The 20,224-nt window shown below is 69.5% G+C and carries 17 protein-coding genes; 8 read left to right on the top strand and 9 right to left on the bottom strand.

All coding sequences use genetic code 11. The annotated features are described in order from the left end of the window. Positions 1-7 precede the first annotated feature (7 nt). Positions 8-1,063 (bottom strand): pyridoxal phosphate-dependent aminotransferase, encoded by a 1,056-nt coding sequence (locus G406_RS47735; protein WP_051342285.1) that lies wholly within the window; start codon positions 1,061-1,063, stop codon positions 8-10. An 839-nt stretch (positions 1,064-1,902) separates the two neighbouring features. Here G406_RS47735 and G406_RS0118025 point away from each other — a divergent pair. Both G406_RS0118025 and G406_RS47740 read left to right on the top strand, forming a co-directional pair. Continuing rightward, on the top strand, positions 1,903-2,865 hold the full coding sequence (locus tag G406_RS0118025) for a hypothetical protein (protein WP_028934916.1): 963 nt from the start codon (positions 1,903-1,905) through the stop codon (positions 2,863-2,865). A gap of 84 nt (positions 2,866-2,949) precedes the next feature. Continuing rightward, positions 2,950-3,384: a cupin domain-containing protein gene (locus G406_RS47740; protein ID WP_084216154.1), complete on the top strand. Its 435-nt coding sequence runs from the start codon at positions 2,950-2,952 to the stop codon at positions 3,382-3,384. Between the two features lie 79 nt (positions 3,385-3,463). Here G406_RS47740 and G406_RS47745 read toward each other — a convergent pair whose 3' ends face one another. Then, positions 3,464-5,884 carry a helix-turn-helix transcriptional regulator gene (locus tag G406_RS47745; protein WP_051342287.1) on the bottom strand — a complete coding sequence of 807 codons (2,421 nt, stop codon included), beginning with the start codon at positions 5,882-5,884 and terminating at the stop codon, positions 3,464-3,466. Between the two features lie 644 nt (positions 5,885-6,528). Beyond that, on the bottom strand, positions 6,529-7,950 hold the full coding sequence (locus tag G406_RS47750; protein ID WP_169736714.1) for an alpha/beta fold hydrolase: 1,422 nt from the start codon (positions 7,948-7,950) through the stop codon (positions 6,529-6,531). A gap of 225 nt (positions 7,951-8,175) precedes the next feature. Here G406_RS47750 and G406_RS0118045 point away from each other — a divergent pair, with 225 nt between their 5' ends. Together G406_RS0118045 and rox are read left to right on the top strand one after the other, a co-directional pair. Continuing rightward, entirely contained in the window at positions 8,176-9,399 is a 1,224-nt protein-coding gene (locus G406_RS0118045) for a glycosyltransferase (RefSeq protein WP_028934917.1), read from the top strand. Between the two features lie 26 nt (positions 9,400-9,425). Beyond that, complete coding sequence (gene rox, locus G406_RS0118050) at positions 9,426-10,853, top strand: rifampin monooxygenase (protein ID WP_028934918.1); 1,428 nt, start codon at positions 9,426-9,428, stop codon at positions 10,851-10,853. Positions 10,854-11,246: 393 nt separating this feature from the next. Here the strand turns inward: rox and G406_RS0118055 are convergent, their stop codons facing one another. Together G406_RS0118055 and G406_RS0118060 are read right to left on the bottom strand one after the other, a co-directional pair. Further along, positions 11,247-12,239, bottom strand: coding sequence for a methyltransferase (locus G406_RS0118055; protein WP_028934919.1), 993 nt, complete (start codon positions 12,237-12,239; stop codon positions 11,247-11,249). Between the two features lie 21 nt (positions 12,240-12,260). After that, complete coding sequence (locus G406_RS0118060; protein ID WP_028934920.1) at positions 12,261-13,058, bottom strand: SDR family NAD(P)-dependent oxidoreductase; 798 nt, start codon at positions 13,056-13,058, stop codon at positions 12,261-12,263. A 58-nt stretch (positions 13,059-13,116) separates the two neighbouring features. Between G406_RS0118060 and G406_RS59395 the strand changes: the two genes are divergently transcribed. After that, positions 13,117-13,692 (top strand): TetR/AcrR family transcriptional regulator, encoded by a 576-nt coding sequence (locus tag G406_RS59395; protein WP_169736715.1) that lies wholly within the window; start codon positions 13,117-13,119, stop codon positions 13,690-13,692. A gap of 107 nt (positions 13,693-13,799) precedes the next feature. On the opposite strand, the gene G406_RS0118070 is transcribed toward G406_RS59395, so the two are convergent. Genes G406_RS0118070 through G406_RS57810 form a run of 3 tightly spaced genes read right to left on the bottom strand, consistent with a single transcriptional unit; the run spans position 13,800 to position 16,554 of the window. Beyond that, positions 13,800-14,396, bottom strand: a complete 597-nt coding sequence (locus G406_RS0118070) for a DUF5134 domain-containing protein (RefSeq protein ID WP_028934922.1) — start codon at positions 14,394-14,396, stop codon at positions 13,800-13,802. Continuing rightward, a complete protein-coding gene (locus tag G406_RS0118075) occupies positions 14,393-16,357 on the bottom strand; it encodes a linalool dehydratase/isomerase domain-containing protein (RefSeq protein WP_051342289.1) in 1,965 nt (654 codons plus the stop codon). Before G406_RS0118075 ends, G406_RS0118070 begins: the two co-directional genes overlap by 4 nt. Continuing rightward, positions 16,354-16,554, bottom strand: a complete 201-nt coding sequence (locus G406_RS57810; protein ID WP_169736716.1) for a hypothetical protein — start codon at positions 16,552-16,554, stop codon at positions 16,354-16,356. The genes G406_RS0118075 and G406_RS57810 overlap by 4 nt, the downstream gene beginning before the upstream one ends. Positions 16,555-16,669: 115 nt before the next feature. Between G406_RS57810 and G406_RS57815 the strand changes: the two genes are divergently transcribed. Beyond that, positions 16,670-17,224 carry a TetR/AcrR family transcriptional regulator gene (locus G406_RS57815; RefSeq protein ID WP_051342290.1) on the top strand — a complete coding sequence of 185 codons (555 nt, stop codon included), beginning with the start codon at positions 16,670-16,672 and terminating at the stop codon, positions 17,222-17,224. 42 nt (positions 17,225-17,266) lie between these two features. Here the strand turns inward: G406_RS57815 and G406_RS0118085 are convergent, their stop codons facing one another. Continuing rightward, positions 17,267-18,316, bottom strand: a complete 1,050-nt coding sequence (locus tag G406_RS0118085; RefSeq protein ID WP_028934924.1) for a nitronate monooxygenase — start codon at positions 18,314-18,316, stop codon at positions 17,267-17,269. 141 nt (positions 18,317-18,457) lie between these two features. Here G406_RS0118085 and G406_RS0118090 point away from each other — a divergent pair, with 141 nt between their 5' ends. Next, positions 18,458-19,306 carry a LysR family transcriptional regulator gene (locus G406_RS0118090; RefSeq protein WP_028934925.1) on the top strand — a complete coding sequence of 283 codons (849 nt, stop codon included), beginning with the start codon at positions 18,458-18,460 and terminating at the stop codon, positions 19,304-19,306. Between the two features lie 161 nt (positions 19,307-19,467). Then, the gene (locus G406_RS0118095; RefSeq protein ID WP_028934926.1) at positions 19,468-20,184 is read left to right on the top strand and encodes an SDR family NAD(P)-dependent oxidoreductase; all 717 of its coding nucleotides are present in this window, start codon (positions 19,468-19,470) and stop codon (positions 20,182-20,184) included. The last annotated feature ends 40 nt before the right edge of the window (positions 20,185-20,224 follow it).

Here is a 20,224-nt window from a genome sequence, read left to right on the forward strand (position 1 = left end):
CGGTAAGTCAGCGGGGCCAATGCGACACCTGGGAGGGCCAGCGGTGCAGCAGGTCGTCGGTGTCCTGTTCGGTGCCCACGCTGATGCGGATTCCGTGCCCCGGATATCCCTTGACGAGCACACCTCGCGCGGCGAGCGTCTGGACGACCTCCGGGACCTGGGCCGGCATCGGCAGCCAGACGAAGTTGCCGTGCCCGGTTCTGACCTGGAGATGATGGTCGCGTAGTCCGTCGGCGAGTGTCGTCCGCTCGGCGCGGACGCGGCGCACCGCCGCACGGAGCGCCTCGGGCTGGCGCAGCGCCTCGATCGCGGCGCCTTCCGCGGCGGCGCTGATCGCATAGGGGACACCCGCGAGCTCCACCCGCGACGTGAGATCGGGCCGGGCCAGCCCGTACCCCACTCGCAGCCCGGCCAGCCCGTAGGCCTTGGAGAACGTCCGAGTCACCAGCACCCCGGGGTGGACGGCGGTGAGGTCGATCGGGCGTGGTGGGTCGGGGTGGTCGGCGAACTCCGCGTATGCCTGGTCGATCAGCACCAGGACCGACTCCGGTACGAAGGCGAGGAACTCGACGAGTTCTCGATGGCGAAGCCCGCCGCCGGTCGGCGAGTTGGGCGTGCAGATCAGGATCATCGAGGTGCTGGGGTTCAGTGCGGCGAGTACGGCGTCCAGGTCGACGGCACCATCGCTGGCGCGCAGCTCGGTGAGCCGGACCGTCAGGCCACGTGCCGAGGCGAGGCCGGGTAGTGCCTCGAAACTCGGCCATGGCAGCACCAGCTCGCCTGCTCTCGCCACCAGCATGGCCTGTGCGATGACGGCGGCGCTGCCCGCGGCAGCCACCACGTGGTCGGTGGTCGTCGAATAGTGGTGGGCGAGTTCGGAGCGCAGTCCCGCCGCGTCCCAGCCGGGGTAGCCCTGAGCGTGTTCGAGACCGCGTAGAGCCGCCTCGACGACCGTGTCGGGCCATGGCGTACGTAACTCGTTGCGGTTCAGGTCGAGCTGCCGGGTGATCGAGAGGATCTCACGAGGCCTGGTCGAGGGTGCGTACCCAGCGCGTACTGCCATGACAGTTCCCCCTGGTCAGGCCGGGATTCGAGTGAGTATCAGCAGGCCGGCGCACCGCATCGTCGAGAGCCCGCCGTTCGGGGCGATCATCTGGTGTCATGCCGTGCGGGACATCCGCCGAAACACGTAGGGAAATACGTAATTCGGGGGGCCGGCCGTCAATGTGGTGCGGAGGCCCGGATTTCTGTCACAGCGTTATCGGCGACTGTGCGGATTATCGCGCCTGGTGAGGTGCGGTGTGGAGGTCGCTGGACGTTGTCGAGCGTTCAGGTAATCGCCAGGGACATCGCACGGCTGATTCACTGAGAAATCCTTGAGAAGACAGTGCTCCGGACGCACGTTGTCGGCTCGCTGTCAATATAAAGCGTGCCAATCACTCTTTGGTGCAGTTATTTCTAGGCGTGGTCCCTGCTTCCGCGGTCGTCGCCAAGATCTGTTCGTCCTGGTCGGGCCGGTATCGGCGCGGCAGTGCCGCCCTCGCGGCTCTATTAGGATGATGCTTTTCGGGACCTCTGAGAAGCAATTCCCCGTTGACTGGCAAAGATGTCTCCCTGTTCACTCTTCCGCGTCTGGTGGTTTCGCATCGCGGCGGACCGGCGCGTCGATGTATTCGCGGATGTTGAAGTTCACGCGAACTGTAGAAGGTATTCGTCAGGAGTGAAGTGAACCCACGAGAGTTGCTTACTCAGCTGCGTGTGCCACCCGGAGGCTCTGTCGGGGATCGGAGTCGCAAAGAGTTTGGCAGTATACCTCGGATCAAGTATCGACCGCTCGGGTCCTTCAGCGACTATGTGTGCGAGGAGCTCGGTGAACGCAATTCGGATGTTCGATCGGGCCTCATGTCGGCGCACGACCTGTTCGAGCTGAGCGAGTCGCGGTTCGGCCGGGTCGGGCCGGGAACGATCGACGCCCTGCTCGCCCCCTCGGGGTTCGAGCTCCAGCGGATCCGCCGTCGGACCGCATTGCTCGACCTGGTGTGGGTGCTGCGATCACTGGATATCGCGCACGCCGGAGACGGGTCGTACGTACAGGCCAGAGGCCGGTCGGCGTTGTTCGCGGCCGCCCTGCGGCTGGCTGGGGCCGAGCGGCGGTATCCCACACTCCAGTGGTCGGACATCGCCATCCATCACCCCGCTTCCGACCCACGAACCTTCCTGCCGCCCGGTCGCGCGCGCGATGAAGAGGTGCTCATGTATCAGGTGCAGCACGGGATAGAGCGGATATTCAAGGAGATCATCGAATCGGACTGGGAGAAGCTGACGATCTGGCTTCTCGCCGAGATGGTCGAGGGGATCGATCTGGCACTGAAGAGTCTCATGCTGTACAGCGGGGCACGAACAGTAGGCCAATTCTATCAGCTGGACCCATTCCTGGGGCCGAACTTCGAGTACCGTGGGCACGCCACCGGAGCATTCTCCGCGTGGACCTACCTCCTGGGCTTCTTCCTGTCCAAGAACAGGGCATTCGAGGAACGCCTGTGTGATGAGACCAATCTCAAGGCCTTCGACATCGATGCGCGACATCACATAGCCGACGTGCGCGGCTCAGCCTTCCTTACGCTCGAGCAACGACTGGTGAACGCGCGAGGATCAGGCGGACATCAGGTCAAGAACGCGGAGAACATGGCCGAGCTGGCCCGCCGCCGCTTCACTCTCTTCCTGCACAGCCATCGCGGAGCAATCAAGCGACACGCGTCCTCGTCGTTCGCCGACGAATCTCCGTCCCACCCGCCCCGGACGAATATCGAGACGATCACCGAGGCCATTGCCGACATGGCGACCTCGGTCCACACTTCTCACTGAAATCAGATATCACCAGGCCGAGATCGGTCCTGAGGTCAGCGAATTCAGGTCCGGATCAAGTCACCAAGCTGTTGTGGAGGGGTAATGGGAATACGTGCCGTAGTCGTTCGTCGGTCCGAGGTCGACGAGGGGGCCAGTCCGCAGGGCCAGGCTCTCACTCCGATGGTCACCGCTGAACGTGCCGACTGTTCGGGGTTGTCGGGCGGCACGGTCCGGATGCCACCGGGTGGGGTGAGTCGCACTCATCAGCACGCACACTCGGAGATCATCGTGGCCGTGGTGTCCGGTCGAGCGGCGACCGTGGTGTGGCAGGACGGCAAGCCCGAGGCGTTGATCCACACGGTGGGCGAGATGTGTCATGTGCCGGCCGGGGTGCCGCACTGCGCCATCAACCTGAGCTCGACCGAACCGGTTCATGCGCTGGAGTTCCGCACGGACCCGGAGTTCAACGCCGACGTGGTGCTGATGCCCGAGCTGGAAGACCAGGTGGCCGCGCTGGCCGCCGAGTTACGGGCCTGACTCTCTCCGGAACGTGCAGGCGTTGATCCTGAGGAAGATGCTTGTCCTGGGGTCACGGGTCGAGCTCGGCCCGACCCGGTCAGTCCCTCAGCGCCTCGTACGATGCCCCGCCGGCGGAGTCCGGGGGAGCGGGAGGCGTGGTGGAACCGGCCGAGGGTGAGAGCCCTTCGCGTCGGGACCGCCACAGGACGATCTCGTGGCGGCTGTGCATGCCGAGCTTGCGCATGATGTTGGCGACGTGGGTCTGCACGGTGCGCGTCGACAGGACGAGCTTCTCGGCAATCTGCCGGTTGGTCGAGCCCTGGGCCACGATGTCGGCGATCTCGCGTTCGCGGTCGGTGAGCTGGGCTGCTTCGTCGTCGACCGGGAACTCGGGCTCCGATTGGCCGGCGGCGGGCGGGCGCGTGCCCAGCGCCGTCGCCGTGATCTGTTCCGCCGCCTGCTCCCGGCTCTCGGTCGTATGCGCACCCTCGGCGAACGCGCGCTGGAAAGCGTCGTCGCCGAGGATGTCGCGTGCTGTTCGGGCGGCCTGGACGAGATGACTCGTGAACGGGCTGTCCTGAGTGGAGTCTGCTCCGAACCAGGCCGCCATACGCGCGGCACCACCGAGCAGCTCGGCGACGGTCTCGGCGCCCGTCCGCCCGGAGCCCCCGGTCAGGTCCTCCCCCCGTCGTAGGGCGGCGGCGAGCGTCCAGGCGACGGAGAGAAGGCCGAGCAGCGCTCCCCACAGGTCCCCGATGCGGGTGTGGCCCCGGATCGAGTCCCGCGCGTGGTCCAGCGCTAGTTCGTGCCGGTCGGCTCGCATGTGCGCGATGGCCGATGCCCACTGTGCCCACGCGACGTGCCAGGGGGCCTGTCCGCGCTCGGTGTACTCGAGGTGGCGGCTGGTCACGGCCAATGCGGTCTCGAGGTCGCCGAGAGTCGCGGCGGCCACCGCCCAGTTGTGCCCGACCGTCACCAGGTCACGCCCGCCCGCCTCGGCGACCGAGGCGTACAGCTCCCCCAGCAGGCCCACCGCCCGGGCGTCTCCGGTGAACAGCGCGTGGATCCCTTCGAGAAATCGAAGGTCGTGCCGCTGCGGCAGGTCACCGGTGGTTGCTCGGCATTCGTCGATCAGCGACTCGGCACGGGGCATGTCGTGGGTTGCCAGCGCCGTCAGCCCGGCAAGCGCGAGCGCCTTCCCACGTAGCGGATGGGTGGTCCCCGGCACGGCGGCCAGCGCCCGTTCCAGCCAGGCCCGGCCTTCGCTCGGCCAGCCGATGAAGAACCAGACACGCAGGGTGTTCAGGCTGACGGCGATCTCGAGAGCATGGTCGGGACACGGCCCCGCGAGCGCACGCTCCATGGCGGCCCGCAGGTTCTGCATGTTCGTGGACGCCCAGCTCAACCAGTACGGCTGGCGGGCACTGAACCACTCGTTCTCCGCCTCGGCCGCCTGCTTTCGGAAGTACGCCTGGTGTCGCAACTGGTAGAGGTCCACCTGACCGGAGTCGGCGAGCAGCGCGCGTCCGTAGTCGCGCAGTGTGTCCAGCTGTCGATAGCGAGTGCGTGGACCGTCGCGTTCGGCGATGAGCACCGATTGGCGCACCAGCCCGGCGAGCACGTCCAACAGCTCGGCGGCGTCGATGCCCTCACCGGAGCACACGTGTTCGGCGGCGTCGAGATCGAACCCAGCGGGGAAGACGGCCAGCCGAGCCCACAGCAGCCGCTGTGGCACGGTGCACAGCTGGTAGCTCCAATCCATCACGTCCAGCAGAGCCTGCTGACCGGGGTTCTCATGCACCACACCACCGGTGAGCAAGCGGAAACGATCATCGAGTCGGGTCAGGATCTCAGCGACGGTCAGTACGGTGAGGCGACTCGCGGCCAGCTCGATGGCCAGTGGTAACCCGTCCAGCCGGCGGCACAGCTCGGTCGCCGGCGTGATGTCCTCCTCGCTGAGCGGGGCACCGACCGAGGCGGCGCGTTGCCGCAGGAGCTCGACGGCATCGGAGACATGACCGTCGGTGGCATGGACGGTCAGTGGCTGCATCGCGACCACCCGTTCACCGGCGCAGCGGAGCATCTCCCGGCTGGTGGCCAGCACCCGTAACCCGTCGACGCCCCGCAGCAGCTGGCTGACCAGCGTGCCGACCTGTTCGACCAGGTGTTCGCAGTTGTCCAGCACGAGCAGGCAGTATCGGTGCCGTAGATGGCCGATCAACGCCGACCGGGCACCGGCGTCGCTGAAGTCGATCAAACCCAGCGTCTGGGCCACGATCTGTTCCACGAGGATGGCGTCCGCTGTCGGCGGTACCGGGGCGAAGTCTACGAACCAGACGCCACCGGGGAATGCGTTCCGGGCGTCCCTGGCCATACGCAACGCGAGCCTGGTCTTCCCGATGCCGCCGCAGCCGGTGAGCGTGACCAGTCGTGACGAGGACAGAAGTTCGCGTGAGGCACGAATCTCGGTGGCCCGCCCGACGAAACTGGAGGCTTCGGCCGGAAGGTGAGAGCTCACCCCCGGCTGACGGGTCTGTTCGGATTCATTCGCGCGTCGATGCTGGTCCGGTCGATTTTGCACAATAATTCTCAGGGATATCTCAGTCTATGGTCGGGTGTCTTTCCCGTTCGATCTCCACCTTAGGGTGCCGCGTCGGAAGTCGCGTGGCGAAGAGCCCGACTGATGTTGAAGTGCGCATTAAGAAATATCATCACGCGTTGTTCAGGGCCGATGGATGCCCAGAGATTCATCAGCGAGGGAGTAACGGAACTCGTGTCGAATACGCGACAGAGGCTTGGTGGCCGGCTCGGTGTGATGCTCGCAGCGACCGCTGGCCTGCTGCTTTCCGGTGTGGTCGTCGCGCCAAGCGCCTTCGCCGCCAACGGATGTCAGAACGGCAATGGATACCGCTACTGCCGAACCGATGTGGGTACTGACTTCGTCAGCTTGGCGACCTATCCCGGAGTCGTGAAGGCCGGCAGACCCCAGGGAATCACGGAGAATGTCTGGATCGATAGCGACCGGGCCAACCATCTGGCCCATGGAAACGGTTCGACCCAGTACCGCCCCGGCCCACCCGGGGCCAAATATCGGGGATGCTCGTGGTTCGTCTCGCATCCGCTCGGTAATCGATACGTCGTCTGTACAGCCTGGGTTCAGGGTTACTGACGTGCGGTGTCACCCAGGAGGAACTCGGTGACGGTCGCGCGGCCCAGCGGCGGGTTGGCGAGGTCCTGGGTGATGTGCCCAGCGCCCGGCACCACGACGAGGCGGCCGTTCGGGGCGCGCGAGGCCTCCTTGCGCGACCAGTCCAGCGGCGTGACCAGGTCGTGGTCACCGGCGAGCACCAGGGTCGGCACCGGCGGCAGGTCGAGGCCGGTCGGGAACGGCGCGGCGACGGTCTCCGGCCAGAACTGACACGCCACCAGGGCCCCGTTGCCCGAGGCGGTGGCCCGGTCGAACGGGTAGAACGCGGCGTCGGGCATCGGCGCGAGCGCCGCGTCCACCGCCGTCGCCCTGGTGGCCTTCGGGCTCGACGGGCCGCCCCACGGCTGGTTCATGTCCTGGCACACCGTCGCGGTGTGCAGGCCCGCGCTGAACTCCTCCGGCTTCGGACCCGGCCCCTCGGACATCTCTGCGACGGCGGCGTCGAGCTTGCGCGCATCGCCCTGGGCGGCTTCGTGGAACATCACCGGCAGGTCGGCCAGCTCGGGTTTGCCGCCGGTCCGGGACGCCAGCAGGTTGAGCATGTCGACCCCGTTGTGCCTGGTCCGGATGATCGTCGCCAGGTCCGCCACCGGGTCGCTCGCACAGCGGGTCTCCGCGCACGCCATCCGGAGCACCTCGGCCGAGCGCTGCATCAGCGTGATGTTGAGCGGCTCGATACCGTCGTGGGGGACCGGCGAGTCGAGGATCAGCCGGGCCACCCGGTCCGGGTGCACGATCGCGTACCGCGCGGCCAGCATCGTCCCGTACGAGGCGCCCGCGAGCGTCAGCTTGTCCGCGCCGAGAGCCCGACGCAGTGTGTCCAGGTCGGCCACCATGTCGACGGTGCTGTGGAACCGGCGCTCGGCTCCGATGTCGTCCTCGGCGCACGTCGTGACCGCCTTGTCGGTGGGCGCCGCGAAGTCCGACCCGCCGACCTCCTTCTGCAGGTCGGCGCAGTCCAGCGCGTTCGCCCCGGTTCCTCGGATGCTGAACAGCACCAGCCGGTAGTCGCGCAGGACCTTGGGGTCGAACTGGGTGGAGATCTCACCCGCCAGGTGCACGCCCGGCGAGCCGGGACCGCCGACCAACCAGACCAGCGTGCCGCGGGGAGCGTCCGCGTTGCGGGTCATCGCCACGTCGAGGTCCAACGTGCCGTCCTCGCGCGGGGCCGGCGAGCCGAGACCGTGGTCGAGCGCGACGGTCAGCGTCGCGCAGTCGAACGCGACGCCCGGCGGCGGTGCGATGTCCCCCAACGACTCGGCCTCGCACGGCGCGGCATCGCCGAGCCGGCCCGGCGTCCCGCTCGCGCACGAACTGACCGACGACGCCGCGACAACCACCATCACCAACGCCATGACCTGGCGGGATACGCGCACAGATGACCCCCTTCGCTCCGCGACAGCTTGGCAGCGGAAGCGCCCATGATCACCACTCACACAGGTGCTGATCATGGATTTAAGGGAATTTTAGGAAGGGGAAAAGGGAGCACTACTCCCTTCCACTATCAACTTATAGCGCACCGGGGGGCTTGCCACAAGCCCCCCGTTGTGCCGCAGAATCTGCCGGCCAACCCGGGGACCTGCGAAAATGGGAGTCGCTTGATGCGAGTGTTGCTGTCGACGTACGGATCACGCGGGGACGTGGAGCCCCTGGCGGGCCTCGCGGTCCGCCTGCGTGAGCTCGGTGCTCGGGTGCTGGTGTGCGCGCCGCCGGACCAGGAGTTCGCGGACCTGCTGGCCCGTGTTGACGTGCCGCTGGTGCCGGTCGGCTGGTCGGCGCGCGAGCTGACGGTCGCGGCGCCACCGCCGTCTTCACTGCCCCAGCGAGCGGCCGAGCTGATCGTGAGGCAGTTCGACACGGTCGCCGAGGCAGCGCGGGGCTGTGACGCGCTCGTGGCGACCGGGGTGGTCCCCGCCGCGGCGGCCGCGTTGTCGGCCGCCGAGAAGCTCGGGATCCCCTCGGTGTCGGTGACGTTCCAGAAGCTCAGCCTGCCCTCGCCGCACCACCCGCCGATGGCGTATCCGGGACGGCCGCTGCCGGACGGGGTCACCGACAACCGGGGGCTGTGGGAGCACGACGCGGAAAGCATGGACGTGTTGTTCGGCGAGGCGCTCAACGCCAACCGGGTCGCGAACGGCCTGCCGCCGGTGGCACACGTCCGCGACCACGTGATCGGCTCTCGGCCGTGGCTGGCGTCCGACCCGGTCCTCGATCCCTGGCTGGAGCCCTCGGACCTCGACGTCGTGCAGACCGGCGCATGGCTGCTCCCGGATGGCCGTCCGCTGCCGGGGGACCTGCTGGCGTTCCTGGACGCCGGCGCGCCGCCGGTGTTCGTGGGCTTCGGCAGCATGCCGTTGCACGCCTGGACCGACGCCGCCCGGGTGACGATCGAGGCGGTCCGGGCCCACGGTCGGCGCGTTCTGCTCCGGCGCGGCTGGGCCGGCCTGGCACCGGTCGACGACCGGGACGACTGCTTCGTCGTCGACGAGGTCAACCAGCAGGCACTGTTCGCGCGGGTGGCGGCGGTCGTGCACCACGGCGGCGCGGGCACCACGAGCACGGCGGCCCGGGCCGGCACACCGCAGGTCGTGGTCCCGCAGCTGGCGGACCAGCCGTACTGGGCGGGCCGGGTCGCCGACCTCGGCATCGGAGCGGCGCACGACGGTCCGACGCCGACCGTTGCGTCCCTGTCCGCCGCGCTCAGCATCGCGCTGGCACCTGTGACCCGCGCGCGGGCGACCACCGTGGCCGCCGCGATGCGCACCGACGGAACCACCGTGGCCGCGACGCGGCTGCTCGACGAACTGTCACCGGTGTCCGCATGACCATCGATTCCACGAGGGGTTCACACATGATCGACGTAATCATCGCGGGCGGCGGACCGACCGGCCTGATGCTGGCGAGCGAGCTACGGCTGCACGGCGTGCAGGTCGTCGTCCTGGAGAAGGAGGCGGTGCCGACAACCCACGTCCGCGCGCTCGGCCTGCACGTGCGCAGCATCGAGGTGATGGCCCAGCGCGGACTCCTGGAACGGTTCCTCGAGCACGGCACGCAGTACAAGGTCGGCGGCTTCTTCGCCGCTCTCGGCACCACGTGGCCGGACCTGGACTCCGCGCACTCCTACGTCCTCGGCATCCGGCAGCCGGTCACCGAACGACTGCTGGCCGAACGCGCCACCGAGCTGGGCGCCGACATCCGGCGAGGCCACGAGCTGCTCGGGCTGAGCCAGGACGACGACGGGGTGACCGTCGACCTGGTCGACGGCACACAGCTGCGCGCGCGGTACCTCGTCGGGTGCGACGGCGGCCGCAGCTCGGTGCGCAAACTGCTCGGCGTCGGGTTCCCCGGCGAGCCCACCAGGGTCGAGACGTTGCTGGGGGAGATGGAGGTGGGAGTGCCCGCGGAGACGGTCACCGCCGTGGTCGCCCAGGTTCGGGAAACCCACAAGCGGTTCGGGCTGGGGCCGTTCGGGGAAGGTGTGTGGCGTGTCGTGGTGCCCGCCGACGGGCTGGCCGACGACCGCACGATCCCGCCGACCCTGGACGAGGTCAAGCGGCAGCTACGGGCGTTCGCCGGCACCGACTTCGGCGTGCACTCGCCGCGCTGGCTGTCCCGCTTCGGCGACGCCACCCGGCTCGCCGAGCGCTACCGGACCGGGCGGGTGTTCCTGGCGGGCGACGCCGCGCACGTCCACCCGCCGATCGGCGGTCAGGGCCTCAACCTGGGGGTTCAGGAGGCGTTCAATCTCGGCTGGAAGCTGGCCGCGTCGATCCGGGGCTGGGCGCCGGACGGCCTGCTGGACAGCTACCACGTGGAACGGCACCCGGTGGCGGCCGCGGTGCTGGACAACACCCGCGCGCAGATGCAGCTGATCTCCTCCGAGCCCGGGACCCAGGCGTTGCGGCGGTTGTTCTCGGAGCTGGTGGAGTTCGAGGACGTCAACCGGCACCTGATCGAGAAGATCACCGCGATCGGCGTCCGCTACGACCTCGGTGAAGGGCACGAGCTGCTGGGCAGGCGCATGCGGGACGTGGGTCTGAAGCAGTCCCGCCTGTACGAGCTGATGCACACCGGTCGCGGTCTGCTGCTGGACCAGACCGGTCGGCTCTCGGTGGCGGGCTGGGCGGACCGCGTCGACCACGTGGTGGACGTCAGCGAGGAACTCGACGTCCCGGCTGTGCTGCTGCGCCCCGACGGTCACGTCGCCTGGGTCGGTGAGGACCAGCACTCCCTGACCGCCCACCTGCCCCGCTGGTTCGGCACCCCCAGTCGGTCGTGAGTGGCTAGGGCACTGCCGAGGCAGTGCTGATGCCTGGCTCGCGGAGGTCCCGCCGAAGCGCCTCGGAGCCCCCGAGCGTCCAGGAGCCCCCGAGTAGGGCACGTGTGCACCGCGAGTCGGGCACGTGTGCACCGCGAGTCGGGCACGTGAGCACCGCGAGTCGGGCATCAGGGCACACCGAGTCGGGCGTTCCAGCACGTCGGCGCCACGCTCGAATGCGCATCCCCGCGACTCGCCCTGACGAGTATCCCGACTCGCCCTGACGAATACCCCGACTCGCGCGGCGGAATCTAGCGACTCGGTGTGCTCACGTGTCCGACTCGCGGTGCTGAGGTGACCGACTCGCGGTGCTCGTGTGCCCGACTCGCCGGGGGACGAGGGGTGTGGCGGGGGTCAGGTCGGGGGTGCGGTTGTGAACTCCAGGGCCGTGCGGCCGTCCGAGACCGGGCTGGTGTCGCGGAGGGTGAGGCCGCAGCCGGTCGCCAGTTCGGTCAGCTCGTCGACCGTGCGCTCCCGGCCGCCGAAACACATCAGCATGAACAGGTCCATCGCGGTGCCGACACCCTGTCCTCGGACCGGCTCGATCACCACCACCACGGCGTCCGGGGCGGCGGCCCGACGGCACTCGGTCAGGATTGCGCGCGCGTGCTCGTCGTCCCAGTCGTGCAGGATGTCCGACAGCAGGTAGGCGTCCGCCCCGGCCGGAAGCGGGTCGAAGAAGCTGCCGGCCACGGCGCCGCCGCGACCGGTGAACTCGGCCGCCGTGAACCGCTCGGCAGCGGCGGCGGCCGAAGGCGGCAGGTCCAGGACCCGCCCGTGCACCGAGGGATGGGCCCGCAGGATCGCCGCGAGCACCGCCCCGTCGCCTCCGCCGACGTCGAGGATCTCCGGGAATCGGCCCCAGTCGAAGCGACGCGCGATCTGCGGCGCCTGCACCTGGAACCGCCAGTTCATCTGCGCATCGAACGAACGCCGAAGCCGCGGTTCGGCGTCGATGTCGGCCCAGAAATCACGCCCGTAGCGCCGCTCGTACGCGGGCGCGCCGGTGGTGATCGTGCCGAGCAGCTCGACGAACGCCAGCTCGGCGCGCCCGCCCGCGCAGGTGATGTCGAGCAGCGGTCTGATCCCCGCCGGGGCGTCCGCGCCTATCTGCCTGCCCAGGTCCGTGGGCCGGTACCGGCCGGCGTCGAGCTCGAAGGCGCCGATCGTGACCAGATGCCCGAGCAGGCAGCGCAGGGCGTGCGGAGCGGTCCCGGTGTCGGCGGCGAGCCGCTCCGCCGTCGCGCCGGAGTCACCGGCGTGGTCGACGAGGCGCAGCGTCGCCGCCACCCGGATGGCCATGGGTGTGGCCAGGTCGGCCATGGCGAGAATCGACGGTCCGTCCATCGCTCGAACGTATCGGCCTGCTCACACCGAGCGGATCGTGCCGCCGTCCACCCGCAGCACCGCGCCGCTGACGTAGTCGGCGTACGGGCTGGACAGGTAGGCGACCGCCGCCGCGATCTCCTCGGGCCTGCCCAGGCGCCCCACGTCGTTGGGGACCATGTCGCGCACCGCGCCACGCTCGATCTCCGCCCACGTCGTTCCCCAGCCGTACTCCGGCGCGGCCCGGGTGAGCAGCTCTTCGACCGACGGCACGAGGATCGCGCCGGGCGCGACGACGTTCGAGGTGACACCGGATCCTCGCAGCTCACGGGCCAGCGACACCGCCATGTTGTGCCGTGCGGCCAACGTGGCGTTGTAGTCGGGCTGGGCGGCGATGGGCTGGATGGCCAGCCCGCCGCCGATCTGGATTACCCGGCCCCAGCCGCGCTCCCGCATCCCCGGTACCAACCGGTTGATCAGACGAACGCCGGACGCCACGTTGTGCTGGTAGGTCTGCAGCCACTGTTCGGCGGTCAGCTCCGACCACGCCCGGTGCTGGTAGGTCCCCGCGTTGTTGACCAGGATGTCGATCCCGCCGCCGCGCAGCGCCTCGGTGACCACGGCATCGGCCCCGTCGTCGGTACTGAGGTCGCCGATCGCGACGTCCGCGTCACCGCCCGCCGCGCGAATGGTCTCGGCGACCGACCGTGCTCGCGTTTCGGCGCGACCGTGCACCACCACCCGTGCGCCCTCGGCGGCCAGGAACACCGCGATCGCCTCGCCGATACCCGCGCTCGACCCGCTGACCAGCACTCGTCTACCGGACAGTCCCAGGTCCATGCCACACCTCCAGACGTATATCTACAGTCGTAGACTTCTATAGTCTACGCTCGTAGATATGAGCCGACCGCGGAGCGAAGAGGTGCCACCCCGTCGGCGGGACGCCGCCGCGACCCGGGAGGCGATCCTGCGCTCGGCGCTGGTCGCCTTCACCAGCCACGGTTACGACGGCGTGGGCGTGCGCGACATCGCCGGTGCGGCCGGGGTCACCGCGATGCTGGTCAACCGCTACTTCGGCTCGAAGGAACAGCTGTTCGCCGAGGTCGTCGAGGTGGCCTTCGCGCAGCGCACGCTGATCGCCGACGACGTCGAGTCGCTGAGCCGGTTCGCCGCCCACTCCCTGGTCGCCGCCGAACCGCGCTCCGTGGACGGCTTCCTGCTCATGCTGCGTTCGGTGGCGAACCCCCGGGCCACGGCGATCCTGCGCACCGCGATCGAGGCGCACTTCCACCGCCCGCTGCAGGCGCTGTTGCCCGGTGCGGACGCCCACGAGCGCGCGGCGCTGTTCCTGTCCGTGCTGTCCGGCGTCCGGCTCATGCAGCAGGTCCTCGACAGCCCGGCCCTGGCCACCGTCGACCCCGACCTGCTGGAGCAACGGCTCCGAGCACTGTTCGACCTGCTGGTCACCTCATGATCGCGCTCGCACCCGGGTCACGCGGCTCGCGCGGCTGAAGATCACCACCGCCTCAGGGCTGATCCGGGGCGCGAAAACAGCCCTCAGACGGTGGTGATCTTGGATGGTCAGAGGGCGGCGAGCATGACCACCATGGCCACGTCCATGGCCAGGTGGGGGACGGCGGCGATCCGCAGGGTGGTCGCCCCGCCGCCGTCGACCGCGCCGCCGCCGGCCACCGCCAGGGCGGTCCTCGGCGCGAAGACCACGATGCCCGCGGTCAGGACGGCGTCGAGCGCGAACAGCGCGGCGAGCGCCATGGCCGTGAGCGTGACCCCGGTCGAGGCCATGTGATGCATCGACCCCATGGACCCCATCGACATGTCCGGCATGATGACGACGGCGTAGATCATCGCGGCCGAGGCGAGCAGGTGATAGACCAGCGAACCGGCGCCCGGCCCCGGCAGCGCGATACGTACCCCGAGAAGCACCAGCAGTGCGACCGCCGTCGCGCCCAGCACGACGAGCAGCGGGACGCGCCACGAGGCGCCGTAGCCTGGCAGCAGCATGGCGGCCATCGTCAGGTTCATCACCACGTGGGCCGCGTCGGACTCCGGGCTCGTGAGGTACGCGAGCTCGGCGGGCCGTCGGTCCCGGTGCAGCAGCCGCCATGCGCTGATCGCGGCTCCGACGAGCAGCGCGACCAGCAGCAGCGTGCCGATCATGAGCCCGAGGGATAGAGCCGGACCGGACGGCGGTCGCCGAGCTCGACCTCGACGATCGCTCGTCCCTGGCCGTCGGCGGTGACGGTGTCGCCGAGCGCCCCGTCCACCCGGTACTCGGCGTGCGGGACGAGCCGGTCGAGCCCGAGCGCCGCGCGGGTCGGTCCGGCGCCGGGCCGCAGCACCAGGTCGAGCGCCCGCCCATCGGTGTGGGCACTGGCCACGAGCACGTCGGGGTAGGCGACCTCGGCCAGCCGAGGACCCTCCCGCCACACCTGGGGTGCGCCGAACGTGACCATGTCGCGCAGCCCGTTGCGGCGACCGAACCGGCCGAGCACGGCGTACAGGTTGGCCAGCGGTGAGGCGTCGCGGTAGCGGCGGGCGCCGTTCGCCTCCTCGATGGGCTCGCGTTCGTCGAGCAGCGCCTGCGCGGCGCGGGCACTGTCCTCGTCGCCGATCTCGCGGGCCGCCATGGTGAGCGCGACCTGGCCGAACGTGTCCCGGCCGAGCTTGTAGTTGCCGGGATCGAGCCGGTCCGACGCCGAGGGCGGCAGGGTCAGCCTGCCGTCGGCGTCCGGGACGAGGTGGTTCTCCCGCAGCAGCCACCAGGTGCGCGCGGCGATGTCGGGCATGCCGGGGTTGAGCCAGTAGCTGGTGTTGAGCTGGACGGCGGCGCCCGACCAGAAGTTCCACGACAGACCCAGGTGCGCCGCGCGGATGCCGACGATCCGCCCGTCCGGGCGCAGGAACTCGGATTCGTAGGAACGGCGCAGCGGCTCGGCGAGCTCCTCCATGAAGCGGCTGTGGTGCGTCCGGTCGTGCATGAGCAGCGTGTTGATGCCGAAGGTGTTGCAGATCGAGTAGATCCAGTTCGGCTCGCACGGGAACAGGGTGAAGTCCCAGTCCAGCATGTTGCGCCTGATCGACTGCGCGAGCTGGGGGAAGTCGTACGGGTAGGCCTCGGTGTCCGACCAGCGGTAGGTCAGGCCGCCGGGCCGGGAGTAGCGGTCGTCGTTCAGGGTCTCGTACATGCCGATCCCGACGCCGTGCCAGCCGGTCAGCATGATGTTCTCCCGGTTGGCGACCGGGTCGCGGTTCGCCGACAGGTTGCCCCAGGCGTTCTCCGCCGCCCAGTAGCCCCAGATCCGCCGCTGCAGGACCTTCTCCACCGCGTGCTGCTGGGCCTCGGCGAGGTACCCGGAGAACGCCGGGGTCCGAGTGAACTGGGCCATCGCCAGCCCGTAGGACAGCGCGTAGATCTGGTAGCGCAGCGCGGCCTCGCGGTACTGGTCGAGGACGGTGAACCCGGTGAAGCTGTCCAGCGGCTGCAGCGCCAGGTCGAGCGCGTAGCGCAGGTGCGCCAGATCGGCCGGGCTGCTCTCCGCGACCGGCAGCGGCGTGTTGACCGGAGGCGGCCCGGACACGGTGAACCGGACGTCGGCGAGCCGGGCGTTGATCTTCTCCCGGGTGCGCAGGTGGCCCGCGTAGCGGACCCGGTGCACCAGGTACGAGATCAGCAGCAGCGCCGGGACCAGCGACGGAACCACGAACCGTGCACCGTCGGACACCTGACCGTCGACCGAGGTCAACGCGGACAGGGCGGCCGCGCCGAGCCACACCAGCGGCGGCAGCACGGTCATCCCGGCGAACCACCACGCGACCACGGCCAGCAGGAACACCACCGGTGCGGCGACCGAGGCGATCACCGAGCCGGAGTAGACGAAACCGCCGCCCGGCAGCGTCAGCCCCAGCCCGACGGCGGTCAGCGGCGCGCCGGCGTCCAGCAGCGCTGGCAGCACACCGAGGACCCACACCGCCGCGTACACCGCGAGGGCCCGGCGCATCCGGCGCGCGGTCACCGGGGGAATCGGCCCGCTCGGTTCGGGAAGCAGCGCCTGGACCTCGGTCCGCGACGCCTCGGTGGTGGACGCGGGCGGCGGCCAGGCCGACAGGTGGGTGGTCATGGTGTCCTCAGCGGGGTCGGGTGGGCGGAGCGGTCGGGTCCGGCACGGCGCGCGGGCGGCGCGAACGGCGTCTCGGGCGGTTGCCTGGCGCCGGGCACCAGTCGTGACCAGGCAGAGCGCACCCAGGCGATCACCAGTGCCATGGCGATGCAGCAGGCCATCAGGAGCGTCTCCAACCTGACACGGTCCCGTGTCAATGTTGAGAACGGTAAACCTGACACGCATATGTGTCAATATGGTGTGGTGACAGTTGTCCGACCGCACAGGGGAGTCAGTGCCGACGAGCGTCGTGCCCGCCGGCACGCTCAGTTGGTGACCGCGTGTCTGGAGCTGGTGGGGGAGGGCGGCGTCGGGTCGGTGAGCGCGGAGTCGGTCGCCGCGCGCGCCGGGCTGACCAAGCGCTACTTCTACGAGAGCTTCGCCGACCGCGACACGTTGCTCGACGAACTGCTCGCGTCCTTCTTCACCGACGTCCGCGCCACGATGCTCGACGCCATGCCGGTGACCGGCGACGCATCCGCGCGGGCACAGGTCATGGCCGAGGTGCTGATCGACTTCCTGTGGAACGACCCGAAGCGCGCCCGGCTCTACGCCGAGGCGCCGGGCAACCCCCGGCTGGAGGCCCGCCGCGAGCAGGCCTACGAGGTGTTCACCCAGCTGGTGATCGATGCGTTCCCGTCGGGGGAACCGCTGTCCGAGGAGGCGCGGCAGCGCCGGACCCTGGCGGCGTTGCTGCTGGTGGCGGGCACGACGCAGGCGGTGATCACCTGGCTGCGCGGGCGGATCGAGCTGACCCGCGAGGCGGTCACCGACGAGCTCGCCCGCATCATCGTGGCCACGCTCGATCCCACTCTCCGGATCTCATGATCACCACCGTCTGAGGGCTGTTTTCGCGCCTCGAAAGAGCCCTCAGACGGTGGTGATCATGGGAGTGTGATCGGTGAGTCGGGTGAGGATTTGGGCGGCGGGCTCCTCCGTCGCGTGGCGGTAGCCGGTGCCGGCCCACAGGTTGATCGCCTCCGGGTCGCCGGCAGCGGCCGCGGCCCGGCGCAGCGGACCGGTCAGGTGATGCAGCGCGGGATAGCCGAGCGGCGCCACGGGTGAGTAGCGGTCGGTGAAGCCGTTGCGCAGTGCCCGCGCGGGCCGGCCGGTGAAGGCCCTGGTGACCAGGGTCCGGCCGCGCGACGGGTCGGCGAGCGCGGCCCGGTGCGGCTTCGACGCGCCGCTCTCCTCGGAGCGCAGCAGCACCGTGCCGACCATGACCGCGGCCGCGCCGGCGTGCAGGGCCGAGGCGACGGCGTCCGCGGTGCCCAGCCCACCCGCCGCGATCAACGGCAGCGTGGTGACCGCCCGGACCTGGGCGAGCAGGTCGCCCAGCGGAATCTCCGGCGGGACGGTCGCCGGGTCGAGGGTGCCGGAATGCCCGCCCGCCGCCGAAGCCTGCACCGCGAGCAGGTCGACCCCCGCGTCCTGCGCGAGTGTCGCCTCCGCCGGCGAGGTCACGGTCTGCACCACGACACTGCCCGCCCGCCGCAGCGCGGCGATCGTCGTCTCCGACGGCAGCCCAAAGGTGAAGCTCACCAGCGGCACCGGGTCGTCGAGCAACAGCTGGATCTTGTCCGACCAGCCGTCGTCGTCCTCCCGGGGCCCGACGCCGGTGAGGTCGAGGTCGTAACGGTCCGCCTCGGCCTGGACCAGCCGCGCATAGCGGTCGTAGGCGTCCCGCTCGACCGGCACGGGGTTCGGGACGAACAGGTTGACCCCGAAGAACCGCGTCCGGGCGCGGACCGAGGCGATTTGTTCACCGAGGGCCTCGACGGTCCGGTAGCCACCCGCGACGAAACCCAGGCTGCCCACCGACGCGGCCGCGCCCGCCAGCTCCGGAGTACCCGGGCCGCCGGCCATGGGCGCCGCAATGATCGGGCGGGACATGCCCAGACCGGAGAGTATCGAGTTCATCGCATAACTGCCTTCTCCTCACACGGCGGACGAATTGTGTCGCCGGACATATGCGACGTTATGCCGACGGCCGGATGGTGAGAAATTCCTGTCGGTTCATCTCCATACCCCGGATGCATAGCTGGCTAAGCTCTGCAGAACATGGCAGAGGCTGACATCGAACTGCGTCATCTGCGGGCATTCATCAGTGTCGCCCGACACAGTTCCTTCACCCGGGCCGCCGAGGAGTTGGTGATCTCCCAGCCGGGGCTCAGCCGCACGATCCGTCAGCTCGAGTCGACGCTGCACGTGCAGTTGCTGGACCGCAGCTCCCGCCATGTCGAGCTCACCGAGGTGGGCGCGGTGTTCCTCGGCCATGCCGAGCGGGTCCTCGGCGAGCTGGACCAGGCGTTCGCCGTCGTGCGCGCGCAGAGCAGCATCCGGCTGGGGTTCAGCTGGTTGCTGCCCCACCCGTGGGCGCAGCACTCGGTCGACCGGTTCGAGCAGGCCACCGGGTGCAAGGTCAACCTGGTACGCATCGACGACCCGCTCGCCGCCGTGTTGCAGAACAAGATCGACGTGGCGCTGGTTCGAGGCCGGGTCGAGTCGCCGATGGTGCGGATGGTCCACTTGTTCGACGAGCCACGGGTCGCGGTGTGCTCGAACCGGTCGGCGCTGGCCGGCAAGGAAGAACTGAGCTGGTCGGAGGTCCCGGACTGGCCGCTGGTGGTCAACATCGTCAGCGGCACCACCGGCCCGTGGTGCTGGCCGGACGGCGACGGGCCCGAAACGGTCGTCGAGACCACCAACTTCGACGAGTGGATCGAGTCGGTGGCCGCCGACCGGGGCATCGGGGTGGTGTCCGACGAGGCGCAACACCGGGCGATCCACCCCGGCGTGACCTTCGTGCCATTGCGGGGCGCCCCGCCGATCCCGGTGTCACTGGCATTCCTGCCCGGTGTCCAGGAGTCCCTCATGCGCCGTTTCGTCCAATCAGCTCTGGCTACCTAGTGTCCCGAGTCGCGGAGATTTGTCGGCGACCCCGGCCAAGTATTCCCACACCGCGATGCCCCGTGGTTATGGAACCGCTGTCGCAGGCATTTCCCAGGCCGGTCCACCAGGCCTAACTTCGGCGCTCGAACCTGCTGAACAACTCGAGAAAGAAGGACGTCATGAGCGGGCACGGACAGAAGGTCGTCATCGTCACCGGAGCCTCGCAGGGCATAGGTCAGGGCCTCGTGGAGGCGTACCGGAAGGCCGGCTGGTCGGTCGTGGCCACCTCCCGGGGTATCGCCGCCTCCTCCGACCCGGACGTGCTGGCCGTCCAGGGCGACATCGGGGACCCGGACACGGCGCGCCGAGTCGTCGAACAGGCCCTGGAACGGTTCGGCCGCGTCGACTCGCTGATCAACAACGCCGGCATCTTCATCGCCAAGCCGTTCACCGAGTACACCACCGAGGAGTACACACGGTTCCTGTCGGTGAATCTGACCGGCTTCTTCGCCCTCACCCAGCGCGCGGTCGCCCAGATGCTCGCCCAGGGCAGCGGCGGGCACGTCGTCAGCATCACCACCACGCTCACCGACCACGCGAACTCGAACGTGCCCTCGGTCCTGGCCTCCCTGACCAAGGGCGGGCTCAACGCCGCGACCAAGTCACTGGCCATCGAGTACGCCGGACGCGGCATCCGCGCCAACACCGTGTCACCAGGCGTGATCAAGACGCCGATGCACGCACCGGAGACCCACGACGCGCTCGGCGCACTGCACCCCGTCGGCCGCATGGGCGAGATCAGTGACATCGTCGACGCCGTGCTCTACCTGGAGAACGCCCCCTTCGTGACCGGCGACATCCTGCACGTCGACGGCGGCCAGAGCGCGGGCCACTGACACGCCTCGTGACGGTCAAGGTCGCCCGGCCCCGGCCGCG

The sequence above is a fragment of the Actinospineispora spinosispora DSM 44797 genome (assembly GCF_000429025.1).
Taxonomy (GTDB): domain Bacteria; phylum Actinomycetota; class Actinomycetes; order Mycobacteriales; family Pseudonocardiaceae; genus Pseudonocardia; species Pseudonocardia spinosispora.

Excerpts from the sequence above, each read along its gene's own strand:
- G406_RS0118070 (WP_028934922.1), bottom strand. The coding sequence starts at position 14,396 with ATGATCGGCACGCTGCTGCTGGTCGCGCTGCTCGTCGGAGCCGCGATC.
- G406_RS0118095 (WP_028934926.1), top strand. The coding sequence starts at position 19,468 with ATGAGCGGGCACGGACAGAAGGTCGTCATCGTCACCGGAGCCTCGCAG.
- G406_RS0118055 (WP_028934919.1), bottom strand. The coding sequence starts at position 12,239 with ATGGACGGACCGTCGATTCTCGCCATGGCCGACCTGGCCACACCCATG.
- G406_RS0118085 (WP_028934924.1), bottom strand. The coding sequence starts at position 18,316 with ATGAACTCGATACTCTCCGGTCTGGGCATGTCCCGCCCGATCATTGCG.
- G406_RS0118045 (WP_028934917.1), top strand. The coding sequence starts at position 8,176 with ATGCGAGTGTTGCTGTCGACGTACGGATCACGCGGGGACGTGGAGCCC.
- G406_RS59395 (WP_169736715.1), top strand. The coding sequence starts at position 13,117 with ATGAGCCGACCGCGGAGCGAAGAGGTGCCACCCCGTCGGCGGGACGCC.
- G406_RS0118060 (WP_028934920.1), bottom strand. The coding sequence starts at position 13,058 with ATGGACCTGGGACTGTCCGGTAGACGAGTGCTGGTCAGCGGGTCGAGC.
- G406_RS47735 (WP_051342285.1), bottom strand. The coding sequence starts at position 1,063 with ATGGCAGTACGCGCTGGGTACGCACCCTCGACCAGGCCTCGTGAGATC.
- G406_RS0118075 (WP_051342289.1), bottom strand. The coding sequence starts at position 16,357 with ATGACCACCCACCTGTCGGCCTGGCCGCCGCCCGCGTCCACCACCGAG.
- G406_RS0118090 (WP_028934925.1), top strand. The coding sequence starts at position 18,458 with ATGGCAGAGGCTGACATCGAACTGCGTCATCTGCGGGCATTCATCAGT.
- rox (WP_028934918.1), top strand. The coding sequence starts at position 9,426 with ATGATCGACGTAATCATCGCGGGCGGCGGACCGACCGGCCTGATGCTG.
- G406_RS47740 (WP_084216154.1), top strand. The coding sequence starts at position 2,950 with ATGGGAATACGTGCCGTAGTCGTTCGTCGGTCCGAGGTCGACGAGGGG.
- G406_RS0118025 (WP_028934916.1), top strand. The coding sequence starts at position 1,903 with ATGTCGGCGCACGACCTGTTCGAGCTGAGCGAGTCGCGGTTCGGCCGG.